Source organism: Pedobacter sp. MC2016-24 (genome assembly GCF_015223055.1).
Classification (GTDB): domain Bacteria; phylum Bacteroidota; class Bacteroidia; order Sphingobacteriales; family Sphingobacteriaceae; genus Pedobacter.
The window spans coordinates 76,381-89,595 of the sequence record NZ_JADFBX010000006.1 but is presented as its reverse complement, the minus strand read 5'-3'; the positions used below and the strand labels follow the sequence as shown (position 1 = coordinate 89,595).

General features: G+C 41.2%; 10 protein-coding genes. 2 read left to right on the top strand and 8 right to left on the bottom strand.

Going from position 1 to position 13,215, the window contains the following annotated elements:
- Positions 1–48 precede the first annotated feature (48 nt).
- Both IM797_RS15845 and IM797_RS15840 read left to right on the top strand, forming a co-directional pair.
- Positions 49–492 (top strand): DoxX family membrane protein, encoded by a 444-nt coding sequence (locus tag IM797_RS15845; RefSeq protein WP_194128128.1) that lies wholly within the window; start codon positions 49–51, stop codon positions 490–492.
- 84 nt (positions 493–576) lie between these two features.
- Positions 577–780: a DUF3606 domain-containing protein gene (locus tag IM797_RS15840; protein WP_228098896.1), complete on the top strand. Its 204-nt coding sequence runs from the start codon at positions 577–579 to the stop codon at positions 778–780.
- 127 nt (positions 781–907) lie between these two features.
- Here the strand turns inward: IM797_RS15840 and IM797_RS15835 are convergent, their stop codons facing one another.
- The 8 genes from IM797_RS15835 to IM797_RS15800 all read right to left on the bottom strand — a co-directional run bounded on the left by IM797_RS15835 (position 908) and on the right by IM797_RS15800 (position 13,034).
- Positions 908–1,411, bottom strand: a complete 504-nt coding sequence (locus IM797_RS15835; protein ID WP_194128127.1) for a hypothetical protein — start codon at positions 1,409–1,411, stop codon at positions 908–910.
- A 43-nt stretch (positions 1,412–1,454) separates the two neighbouring features.
- A complete protein-coding gene (locus IM797_RS15830) occupies positions 1,455–2,921 on the bottom strand; it encodes a YgcG family protein (protein ID WP_194128126.1) in 1,467 nt (488 codons plus the stop codon).
- A gap of 96 nt (positions 2,922–3,017) precedes the next feature.
- Positions 3,018–4,580, bottom strand: a complete 1,563-nt coding sequence (locus IM797_RS15825; protein WP_228098895.1) for a glycoside hydrolase family 31 protein — start codon at positions 4,578–4,580, stop codon at positions 3,018–3,020.
- A gap of 53 nt (positions 4,581–4,633) precedes the next feature.
- Positions 4,634–6,184 (bottom strand): DUF4832 domain-containing protein, encoded by a 1,551-nt coding sequence (locus IM797_RS15820; protein WP_194128124.1) that lies wholly within the window; start codon positions 6,182–6,184, stop codon positions 4,634–4,636.
- Positions 6,185–6,206: 22 nt separating this feature from the next.
- A complete protein-coding gene (locus tag IM797_RS15815; protein ID WP_194128123.1) occupies positions 6,207–7,331 on the bottom strand; it encodes an acyltransferase family protein in 1,125 nt (374 codons plus the stop codon).
- An 11-nt stretch (positions 7,332–7,342) separates the two neighbouring features.
- On the bottom strand, positions 7,343–8,212 hold the full coding sequence (locus IM797_RS15810; protein ID WP_228098894.1) for a PKD domain-containing protein: 870 nt from the start codon (positions 8,210–8,212) through the stop codon (positions 7,343–7,345).
- Positions 8,213–8,239: 27 nt separating this feature from the next.
- A complete protein-coding gene (locus tag IM797_RS15805) occupies positions 8,240–9,757 on the bottom strand; it encodes a RagB/SusD family nutrient uptake outer membrane protein (protein WP_194128122.1) in 1,518 nt (505 codons plus the stop codon).
- 4 nt (positions 9,758–9,761) lie between these two features.
- The gene (locus tag IM797_RS15800; protein WP_228098893.1) at positions 9,762–13,034 is read right to left on the bottom strand and encodes a SusC/RagA family TonB-linked outer membrane protein; all 3,273 of its coding nucleotides are present in this window, start codon (positions 13,032–13,034) and stop codon (positions 9,762–9,764) included.
- Positions 13,035–13,215: the final 181 nt, after the last annotated feature.

The following is a 13,215-nucleotide window of genomic DNA, read 5'->3' as shown; positions in this document are numbered from 1 at the left end:
TTTCCAGAATGGAAAGCCATTACCTTTATCGATCTTAAACTTAGATAAATGAAAACGAATTTGATTCAGTTGTTTGTAAGGTTCGCCGTAGCAACAGCTTTTTTATCCGCAGTCGCTGACCGTTTAGGTTACTGGGGTGCGCCAGGAAGCAATAATGTTTCTTGGGGAAACTGGGAAAACTTCGTCTCCTATTCAAATCAACTAAATTTCTTCGTGCCTCAACAATTTGGGTTATTGTTAGCAATTTCCGCCACGGTTCTGGAATTTGTTTTAGCCATATTACTAATTATAGGCTATCAGACACGACGCTCTGCTATAATTGCTGGGATACTATTGCTACTTTTTGCGACGTCAATGACTTTTTCATTGGGCATCAAGTCTACCTTTAATTATTCTGTTTGGATAGGCGCAAGCGCCTGTTTTTTATTGGGAACGATTGAAAGTTATTTGTATAGCCTGGACAATTACTTCTTAAAAAAACAAAAACAATAGTTTCAATCGGAATCAAAGTCTAAATCTGCTTCTTTAAAAAAGATAAAAAAACCGGTCACGCTGGATAAAACAAGTTGCCCCAGTATGGTGTTAACTAGGAAACGAGTGGAAATGGGTAAAGATAAAAAAACTAAAAAAACTGGAAGTTATACAATTGACCTAGGCCAGGAATATGAACTTAAATATTGGACAAGTCAGTTGAAAGTGACCAATGACCAACTGAAAGAAGCGGTCGCCGAAGTGGGAAACTCGATCGATGCGGTTAAAGTTTATCTCGGTAAAGCTTAATTATTAGGGACATTAGTGGGTATTTTCAAGTTTTACCATCAATCAAATTTTCAACGGCAGTCAGATATCTAGATATTTTTAAACCTAGACCTCAACAACTCCGCCTTTACATTCTATAATCAGAAAACTATAAATGCTTGAAATATTCTGTGATTTCATAAATCCAATCACCACCGTAAGCAAATAAAATAGAAACAATAAAGAGGATGACCAGGTATACAACGATTTGTTTGAGTAGTTTGTGTTTTTTGGCATCCCTGAAAAAGTAAAAATTAACGATCATGAAGATTAAAGCTGTAATAATGCCTGAAGGAATGCCTAGCCAAATTGCAATAAAGACTGTGAATAGGGAAACCGGAAAAGCGACATAAAAAAAGATAGCACCAATGATTGAACTGAGCGCCAGAAACAAAAGCCCTCTAAAAGTATGCCTCCCCATTAGCCCGAACATCAACAAAAACAGCGCAATAGCTAAGGTTAAATAAGTATATCCAAATTCTTCTATCAAACTAGCTTTGCTGTACTCTACAGGAAAAATAACGCAGGTACTGATCAGTAATGTAAAGAGACCTGCAATCAGTAAAACTTTTCTTGTAGTCGAAATTTTGGTAAATAAACTGATTATTCTCATATGCATTGATTTTACAACAGACCAAGATAGCATTTAACTTTTACTACCAGCTACTTCCGGAGCCACCGCCGCCGGAAGATCCTCCTCCCCAATTGCCAGAAGAGCTTGAAGAACCCAAAGAACTGCTTGATTCACTTGATGACGAGGCATTAGAACCGCCGACCGAAGAACTGCCAGCCAGCATGCCTTTAAAGAAATTCCTATTAGGTTTTCTTGAAGTCGACTCTTTAACAACTCCAATCCAACCACAAACCTGACAGGTATATTCAATTGTTGCCAGTCCACCACGCGTTGAACTTGCCTTTTGTTCAACCACGCTGTTTGTTTTCGTAGCAGTCATGCTCCGGCATTTTTTACAACGTCGGACTTTGGTGAGCTGGTTTGCATAAGCTAGTTTCATCACCCCCGCATTTCCCGCGCCCTGCCATAGGTCGTAGGAAACCGAACCGAGCTGTTCCTCCATTTGCTCTGTTTTGCTAAGTTGCTGATTCCTACCCTCCCTGACCAATGTCATTTGGCCTGTTCCGTCAGGAGATTCGTAAGGTTCATAACGTAACTTTCTTAATCTACTTTTCATCACAATGTAGCTGATAATCAGAAAAGGTAGCGGAAATAGCATGACATAAAAAGCAATATTTCTGGTAACCAGGTTTAGGTTTTGATATTGTTGAATACGGGTATCTCCGCGCTGGCCCAGCTTTAACACTTTACTCAAAGCGAAACTAAAAAAGATACTCCAGCAGCAATAGGTAATCAACAAAAACAAACTCCACCTCACAATAACTGGTGTTGCAAGGCTTAAAACAGCCACAATAATCAAGGGCATAAATAACAAAAATGGAAGCCATAAAAAGGAGTTGGCATGCGTAACATATTTTCCTTTTTCGGATAAAGCATACCAGCTAAAAATCATGATGTAAACCAGAAAAAACAGGATATCCTGAAATACAATCCACCCCATCTCCGGATAGAGATGATCTTGATCTAAGGACTGATCTATCCCAGTGTTGATGATAGAGACCACCAATTCAAGTCCTTTTACCACCCCTGTATTATAATCGCCCTTCTTAAAATATGGGACCATCAAACCTTCCTGAATTCTTTTGCAAGTCATATCCGGAAGCACACCTTCCAAACCATAGCCAATCTCAAATTCGATCCTGCGCTGATCTTTGACAATCAAGACAAGTAAGCCATTGTTCTTTTTACGGTTACCTACGCCCCACTTTCTGAGTAATGCTGTGGCAAAGTCTTTAGGCAATTGGTTGCCAATAGAGTTAAGTAAAACCACCGCGACCTGTGCCTTGTCCCGCTGATCCAGAGGTTTAAGTAGCAGATTTAGTTTTAAAACAGTCTGTTCATCGATAATATCGTCTGCATTACTTACATAACCAGTTCCATTTGGATAAGGATTGACTACCTTATCCAATCCATCCTGAGCATTTACAGGAAAACTAAAGAAAAACAGGATCAATAACAGTACTGGTGTAAAAATGTTGCGTAACGCCATCAAAAAATCATGAAATACCAAATCCAAACTTACTTACAAATTATGATCTTATGATCTCATTTTTGCATTATTTGCACCGGTATCTTTGAGAACAAATCAGTTCTGATTTAATCGTTCAAATACCGGCAACCTATCCTGTGCTACTTCCGTAGTCATGGTTCGCGGACCTTTGATCTTCTTACCTAAATCATCCCTCCATGTCCCTTTTGGAAGATAAATCTTTTTTGTATCACCTATGGCAAGTACCGGAGCAACCAGATATTTGTTACCCAACATAAACTGTCCATTTACATCTGCAAAGCCCTGATTGGGGAATTCGTATTCCATATTGCGGACAATAGGTTCGCCCGTTGCGGCGGACTGCTCTGCCAACTGTAGAATGTAGGGCGTATATTTTGCACGAATATCAACAGCCTTTTTAACAGCCGCCAGATTCTCCTTCGACAATATCCTCCAGGGCGCAACCGAGAACTGCATCATTGGCATCAATGCTGCACACTGGGCCGACCGTACCACCAAGGCTTCGTCCAGTTTATCTTTACCGATGAATGAGCCATACTCCCCACCACCGATCATATCCGGACAGGTAAACTGGTACCCCAGTAAGCCAGCGGTAGTCAAATGTGGTATTAACTTTTGCAGATCTTCCCAATTGTGTTTTTTATCACGTAAACGTTGAACCAGTGGCTCGCCGCCCATCTTCCACATCGCACGATACTCGTTAAGTGGATAGTACAAACCCATTTCGCCCCAAAGCCTGCTGTGCTCATTTGGTGTCACTTTTTTAAATGCCAGACCATTCGAAGGATAAAAATCAGCATCCCCGGCATCAAACTTAAAGCCATCTAAATGGTAAGTATTTACCATGTGATCTAAACGACCTTTAAACCATTTTCTGGAATCCGGATTGGTAAAATCAAGAACCGAGCTGTAGCCATTCCACCAGGGAATCAATGCAACCTTCTCTGCCTTTTCCCAAGTTCTCCCGCTGTCTCCTTCGTTATCAAACAGCAGAAACTTCCTGGCCAGCAACTCCCTAAAAACCTCGGTATCGGGCGATACAAAAGGGCTCACCCACAACATCACTTTAAAACCCAAATGATGTAGCGTATCGATCATGGCGGTTGCATTGCTAAACCTATCCGATCTAAAATCAAACCGACCATAATAATCGGCCCAATTGTCATCGATCATGATCACCCCAGGTGGAAATCCATGATCAATGATCGCCCTGGCATAACTCAAAATATCTGTTTGGTTTTGATTATAAACCAGCTCTATCCAGGTGTTGTACTGGGGTTTGCTAAACAACAAAGTATCAGGCAATTTATTTTTTGAGGGGAAGAACCGTTTGCAAGCATGGCCAAATGCTTCACGCAGATTTCTTCCAGCAGAATCAATCGTTATCGCAGCATTCACATTGCTGATGAGCAACTTATTGCCACTAAAAGCAAACTTAAAAGGCTCCTCACTCCAAATGAATCTGCCTTTAGTAGATACCAACAAAGGCACAGCCTGGTTTCCACGGGTATCGCCGTACATATCCAGACTGTAACCGTCTTTAAAAGGCATCAGTTGACCATCGTTTACAGCTCCACCATACCATTTCTCGCCATCTTTAATGGTCACGATGGTCTGTGCGCTAAGCTTCATAGCCATAAGGCCTGTTATCACCAATAAAAATAAACCCTTTATCAAGACCCTTCTCATATTTATTGAACTTTTAGCATATGATTCAACTTATTGTAACCCGTTGCCGCTTCCCAAACCTCAAGATTAGCCAAACGAATGCTAAACTCCGGCTTTGCTGCAATACTTGCATAGGCATCTGGCAGACTCAGCAATAGCTCATAATCACCGGCAGGAAAATCAGAAGGAATTTTAATGCTTTCTGTTATCTTATTATCACCACTATACCATTTCCTGACATCCGCAGCCAGGTCAAATGACTTTACTTCTCCTGTTTTTGAATTTCGTAACATCAGTTTTGCCGGGCGCTTATTATAAGGTGATGCATACCCTGCATTTTTGATGTTCAAGATAAAATTTAAGTCGGTACCTTTAACCACCTGATCAGGCAGCAACGCAGTTTGTAGTACAAAACGATAACCCAGATTTCGCTTAATGTTATCCATGCAACCACCATCCTGCCAATCGTTGTTGACAGCGGTATTGTAATGCGCATTAATAAAGCTATAATGCAATGCGGCAAACTCCGCCTGTATCTTTCCGGCCGGCTCACAATCATTGGCAGGACTGTAATCGTTAGAACAGGTTTCACCGCCAACAACAACAAACTTGCTATCCGCCTTAAAATAATCTTTTAAGGTATTGAGCACAGTGCCATCAGATGTCCGTGGGCTTGAGCTGTTACCATAATCCTCATAAGTACCAAAATCGTTCGCACTGGCCATGAAACAATCGTTGTGATGACCTAAACGGGCAATATCCGTTCCGGTAAATGCACCGCTTTCTGTTAATGCCGCAGAAGTAAGTGCTGAGTTCACTCCATACACATAACGTTGTTTCAATTGCGGATAACGCAACTGAATCATCCGATCAGCTGGTACAGCATCAAGCATGGCTTTGATCACTTCGATCCTGTCTTTCCAATTGTTATCTGTCAGCCTATTACCCTGACCGCCGTTATTAGAAGCATCGCCAAAAAAGTCGCTATAATATTGCTCACCCCAGGTACCAATAAAACCCAGTTGCACACAGGCAATCACATCGGCATTATCGTGCAAAACAGGTTTCAGTTGTCCAATGTGGTTCAAAATGACAGCCTTTGGTGCATCACCATATAAGGGGCAAATAAAACCTTCCGGACAGTTCCCTGGTTTTGCAGTAGCCGTGTATACAAAACGCGGAATGAGTTTAACGCCAGCTGCACGCGAGGCTTCAAAATCTTTTTTTATATTGGTTAGGAAAGATGCGGAGATGGCCTTATTCACGACGTCATCCAAAATGTAATACCTAAAAACCAGTGTGCTTGACACTTTGTATTTTGCGTTTTGAATAGACTGAGGAGAACGATAGCCTTTTAGCTCCGCCTCGTTCAACACGCTATAGTTGCTGGAATGTACTTCAGAATAGCGATAAAAACCACGCTCCGGGTTGGGAAAATCTTCGTTGCTTTCAGTGTAAGTCACGTTGATCCTTTCTACTTTAACCAAATCACCTTCCTTGTTCTTACATGAAATAAACAGCAATACTACGCCTAAACAGGCTCGTATTGCATAGTCTGTATATTTTTTGATCATGATGATATTTTTTAGGTTTACTTTATAATTTAAAAAAAATGTTTCTTTTGTATAGCCAGTAACACAGTCCCCACTCGGTAATTAGTGCTGCAATGGCGGATAGCACTGCCGAAATACCTAATGGGACATTCAAAAATAGATGCAGGACATCACCGGTAAAAATGGCGACTTTCGCATTTAGCCACTGCACACCGAGTGTCTCAAAGAATAAATAGATGAATATGGCGTTCATCCCAACTACAGTAAAAATCCAGGCATATCGGGTATTTCGTTTTACATCTACCAGCCAGTAAACCGCTGCCAAAATTAACAACACCCAACCTGCTGATACCAATGTAAATGCACTTGTGCTGATGCGTTTAATGATCGGGCTAATGCCCGACAGATCCAGGCTATAGCCAATAATCAGCCCGATAATCCCCGCTAAAACCAAAGCCTTTATTTTGTAAGCAATGGTCTGGTTAGAGATCAGCAGTTTACCTGCCAGTACGCCCCAAATTGTATGCGCTGCTGTAGGAATGCAATTGATGGTTACCCAACCGTCAGCATTTATTTTTCCCATCAGCAACGTATCTACATACGCACCAAAGTTTTTTCCTGCCACAAAAGGCTGGTCGAAACCGGGTATCCCGGCACTTTGGTATAAAACTTCAGTCAACACCAATAAACCAATGCTAAATGCAAACTGCCAGCTATAAGACTTATCTATGATCAAATAGGCCAGCAAAATGGTGAAAGACAATTGGGTCAACACGTTCCACAGTTCCCAAACAGGTTTACCAGCATACACGCAATGTAGTGCCACTCCACAAATGAAAAGCTTTAGACAGCGAATCAGAATGTGCTTCAGGTTCTTGCCCCAACTTTCGCCTTTTGTCAGTTTCCGATGGTAAGAAATATACATCGCTGTGCCAGCCATAAACATAAATGCAGGCTGCACCAAATCCCAAAAATACAACCCGTGCCAGGGATGATGAAAGAACTGGGTAATTAGACCAGTGCCAGGATGTACCGGATCTACGTGTTTTATGGCTTCGTAAATCCTGCAGCTCTCCGCACAAAGCAAGATCATGATCATACCGCGCATGACATCTAAGGACACTAAACGTCCATCAGCCAACGGATTGGCAGTTGAAATCTTTACCATAAGTATTAGATTTATTCGCTCATATCGAAGAAGAAACTCGAAGTTCCGTCATCAGGAGCATTGCCTAAAGTTACTGACCAGTCATTTTTAATCGCCTGCAAAGCAATTCGTAAGCCCGAACCTGATAAACCTTTAAGTTTACCCCTTGCAAAACGGACTTCAAACTTCACCAGCCCCCCCTCTTCTTTTACAGTACCCAGGGTGTAAGCCTCAGATATGGATTGTTGCGCAAATGAAAATGCATTCTGATTGGTACTGTTGTGGTAAAAAATATCTAGGCCCGCAGTAAGCAATTGGCCTTCCAATAAAATATCATAACCACCATCGGTAAATGTCCCTGTCAGTAAACCAGTAGCCGGATTGTGATCAGAATCCAGATAAATGTCAAAGATAACGGCATCTGCCCTTTTCCCGGTCATCTCGCCGTATAAGTATACATAGTTGCCATCATAGTCCAGTTTCACCAAGTTAAAAATACCTTTTCGTGTCCCTAAAGGGATTACATCTTTAGTTACTGCTGCCCAATCATCCAGCGTATTGTCATTGAATTTTACGGGAGATGTTTTGGCAATCCGCAGCACTGTCGAAGCTTCCGCACTTTTACCTTTTACAGATGCCGTCAATGTCGGTACATATTTGCCCTTACCAGGATAGGTATGTGTTGGTTTAGCATCTGTTGAAGATTTACCATCACCAAAATCCCATTTGTAATTGGTTACGCCTTCGGTTTTAATGGTAAAGGTTGCAGTCGGACCATCAACTGCTACCTCATATAATAAATCTGTTTTGATTTCTGTGTCGTCCTTTTTGCAGGAGCTAACTATCGAGCTTGCCATCGCTATCAACAGCATGAACATGTAAGCTTTTAAATTTTTCATCATTTTATATATTACAAAGTGATCATTAAACTATGGATTCTGTGTAGCCAGCGGATTGCTTAAGGTCTCATCAATCGGTAAATAGTAGATGATGCGAGAACTTGTATAGGGCACACTTAAGTTCGGATAGCCTACAGGTGTTTTTGACAAATCCACATCAGTCTCTTTTAAACCCGTCAAATGATATCCCCAATAGGCTTTGTTAAGGCTTCTTTTATTGCGAAACACATCGTATGACCGGTGCCCTTCAAATGCCATCTCTATCCGTTTTTCGGCTAAAACCACATCTAAAGCCGTACTACCTGCAGGCACCACCTTATTGTAAAGTGAAGCTTCCAGACCGCGGTTCTTCCTGATCATGTCCACATCATCCAGGGCTGCCGTACCGGCTCCTGTTTTAGCCTCAGCTTCCGCACGTATCAGGTACATTTCTGCCAACCTGAACATAATTGGCGAACTTAAATTCGGCCGGTCGTTCTGAAAAGAGAACTTGCTGATGTAGTACACTTCAATACCGTTTTTCTTTTGTACTACACCACCCGCATCCTTTAAAGGAACGATGTAGGACCAGCGAATATCCTCTGGATGTGCAGACATTAAAGCCCGTAGCGAAGACGAAACATATTCTTCGCCCCAACCAGAGTTACCGTCTGAATAAATCATGGAAGCAATTGAACCAAATTTACCATAATCATCAACATCAGTAAATGCAATACAGAAAATGGTTTCGCTGCCAGTAGTTGCATTGGCAAATAAGCTTGGATAAGTGGCTTTTGTAGTTAACGTAAACCGACCCGCTCCAATTACTTTACCGGCATAATCAATGGCTTGTGTATTGTCTTCTTTGTAAAGGCTAACCCGCGCAAGTAATGACCATGCGGCTTCTTTTGAGGCATATTGAACACCTCTTGACAGGGTCATTAAGCCTGCCGCCTTTTCCGCATCAGCAATAACTGAATCGTAAACTTCTTTAACGGTTGATCTTGCTTTCCTGGAAGGATCGGTTAGGTTAGTGCGCAGGATGATACCCGGCGAATTCGGATCTACCGAGTAAGGTTTACCAAATAACCGAACCAGATTAAAGTGGCAAAACGCACGCAAAAAGTAACATTCGCCTAATAGCTGGTTGGTGGTAGCATCTTTTTTACCAGATTTTTCAACGGCATCAATAACGGTATTTACGCCATTGATGATCTTGTACGACACGTACCAAAAATAACGCGTATTACTTTGTGATGGTGAATGATCCAGACTAAAACTATAGTATAATGGATCTGTTGTAACCTGTCCGCAAACAATATCGTCACTGGCAAAGTCAGATAACTGATAAAACTGGCGCAGATACATATTGTTCTGATCAGTTATGCCGTTAAAAAGAATATGATCCTTAAACAAAGCATATGCCCCATTTAAAGCATTGGTTAAGCCATCTGTTGTAGTTAACAAAGTGCCTGTGCTCATCGCATCACTTGGGTTAACCTCCAGTTTTTTACAACTGCTTATTGCGATGAAGAACAGAACAAATAGAGTGGATACAATTTTCTTCATTTCCTTAAAAATTAAAATTGACAGTGAACAAATATTGCCTGTTGTTTGGATATTTAAAATCAGATACCCCTGGAGTTGCATAACTGCCCGGCGTGATGGTTGTTTGAGGATCCTGACCTAAGAAGTTAGAAAACGTAACCACGTTATCGGCAGTTACACCAAGCGTTATATTATCCATACTGATCGTCTTAGCCCATGTTACCGGTAAAGTGTACGAGAAAGCGATGTTCCTGATCGTGAAATAGCTTCCATTTCGCAGGTAGCGGGTAGATGTTTCGGTAGAGTTAGCCGAGTTTTGTGGACTTGGTTCCGTTGCCTGGGTATCTCCCGGTCCGGTCCAGATCTTTGAACCTTTAGGCAATTTAATCTGATTATAATAGGGTTCATGGCCATCGTTCATCATAAACCGCAAATTGTTACTAAACACCTTGTTCCCGTAATTAAAATAGGTGCTTACCCTAAGGTTAAAGCTTTTATATCTAAAGCTGTTATTAAAACCGCCCTGGTACTTAGGCAAAGCTGAACCAACTTCCTGATTGGTTGCCTGTGCATAATCAGATGTCTTTTCGCTTGCCACGGCCTGCCCCGCTGTATTGTAGATAATTTTCTCCCAGACAGGTGCACCTGTCTGCGCATCAACCCCTAGCCATTTGGGCATATAAAACTCAAACAGATTACCTCCATTGCGATAAATCTGTGAGATGCTCCAGGCCCCTGTTTTGATAATGTCTGAAGGGAAACCCGATAAGGTATTTTTATTAAAATTTAAGGTGAAATCTGTACTCCAGTCAAAATCTTTCGTGCTGATATTTGTGGAGTTAATCCCCAGTTCAATTCCTTTGTTCGTTACCGTTCCTGCATTTTCCCACTTGGTTTCGAAACCGACGGATAGCGGCTGCGATACCTGGAGCAACAAGTTTTTAGTGTCGTTCCGGTAAACGTCCAGCGTTAGATTAACCCGCTTAAATAAACCGATATCCATACCGGCATTTAACTGGTGTTTACTTTCCCAGGTCAGATTGGGATTTGCCAATTGGTAAGGCACTGCACCTACCAATGAATTATATTGATCGGTGAGAGAAAACAAACCAAGATACCGTGAGGCACCAATATCCTGTGTACCCGTAATACCATAACTGGCCCGTATTTTTAAGTTACTGATAACGTCGTTATCTGTCAGAAAATCTTCGTTGCTGGCTAACCAGGCACCAGATACAGATGGGAAGCCCCCATACTGTTTGCTTGGAGCAAAATTAGATGAGCCATCATACCTGAATGATCCGGAAACAAAATACTTATTTTTGTAGTTATAATTGACCTGCGACAATAAAGATTGTAAAATGTAATTGTTGTTGTTTCCATTTACCAGTTGGTTATTTGAAACTACATTCAGCACCTTCAATCCTTCTGGCAAGCCCTTGCCCGAAGCACCAGAATATTCGTTTTTACTGCTTTCAAAAGCTGCACCAGCAAAGCCACTTAAGCTATGCTCACCAAATTTAAAATCAAATTTAAATAACTGATTGCTAATTACGCCATAATTTAAGGTGTTTAGTTCATTGATAAAACCTGTATTGTGATAGGTACCTGCAGCAAGCGGCGATACATAGTTTGTGCTTTTATCAAACGACGCGGATACCCTGTTTGTACTGGCAAAGGTCAGCCAATCTGTAATGCGGTAGTTCAAACCCAAGTCATAGTTCACATTGAATCCTTTGTAAACGTGATCTGAATTTTGCACCGTGTTGATCGGGTTTATTTTATCCCTCGACCACCATTTAAACGTTGAGTTGCCATCTACATAAATGGGGTTCTTACCTTCATCATATGGATTATCCCATGGCATATTCAGGAAAGAATAGTACATGTCCATGTAGTCATAACTTCTACCTTGTGATGCACTGATGTTGATGTTATTGGTCACATCAAACTTTTTTGAAAAGTGGTAGGTTGAATTGCCGCGTAAATTCACACGTTCAAAATTGGTATTGATAAACGTCCCCTTCTCTTTATAATAGGATGCGCCTACATAATAGTCATTCTTCTCTGTTTTCCCCATGGCGGACAGGTAGAAGTTATATAAAGGTGCGCTTTTAAATGACTCTTTAGACCAGTCATAATCCTGGTCACGTAAGGATAAAGGACGTTCTGCATAGAACTTTATCAAGTCAATCTTATAAGAATTATCGGTAGCCCCTACAATATAATCGCGATAAAACTCCTTCTGATAGTCATAAAGTTCATTACTGTTCATCAGTTTCATCTTGCCAAAATCGGCCGTTCTAAAACCTGTTGAAACTTTGGCCTCAAACCTGGTTTCCGCTAGTTTAGCTCTTTTGGTAGTTACAATAATCACACCTGCATTGGCCTGCGAGCCATATAGCGCTGTGGCCCCCGCATCTTTCAATATGGTTACACTTTCCACGTCATTGGGATCATAATTACCACCAATAATACCATCAACCACAAAAAGAGGGCTTTGGTTGGCATTCACAGAAGATACCCCGCGGAGCCTGATTTCGGCAATGGCACCAGGCGCGCCAGAACTGTTCACCACCTGCAAACCGGCAACTTTCCCTTGTAACATAGAGCCGATGTTATTGGATGTTACATCCTTTAATTTTTCCGAAGAAACCACAGATACGGCACTTGTCAGCTCGCTTTGTTTCCTGGAATCGTACCCCACAACAACAATATCGTTAAGCTGGCTCACGTCCTCTGCAAGTACAATATCTATCGTAAGTTGTCCATTAACTGGGACCTCTTTTCTTATATAGCCAACAAAAGAAGCAATCAATACCGCCTGCTCATCTACATTTTTTAGTAAAAAATTTCCATTAGCATCGGTACTTACAACTTTAGCCTGTCCTTTAATACTCACCGATGCACCAGGCAAAGGCTTACCCTGCTTGTCAAGTACTTTCCCTTTGACATCGATTTCTTTAAAAATGACATTGCTGCGCTGCTGGAAGGTAGCCGGCCTAAGTTTGATCAATATGGTCTTACGTTCAACTTTATAGGTTAGGTTCTGGTCTTTCAATAAAGCTTCCATGACCTGATCCAATTCCAAATCTTTAAAGTTGGCATTAATTTTCATTTGACTGTTTACATTTTGATCAGAATACAAAACTCTAAAACCTGTTTGTTTTTTGATCTCCATAAATACCTGTTGCAGCGTAGTATTCTGTTTTACATAGTTGACTTTTTGAGCAAGACCTGCTGCACTGACTTGCAATAAGCAGGCTGTCATGATGGCTATAATCAAATTAACTCTCATTAGTAATCTTCTTTTATTTGTTGCCAGCGATTTCGCAACAACAAAATTCATAATTAATAAAAGTTTAGGCAGCAGCCATCGGCATAGCATACCTAGGTTAAAAGCATTTAATTTCATACTTTTGTTAGATTGGGTTAATACGTGAACGGATCTCAAATTTGTTTTTTGGGTTAACTCAGAT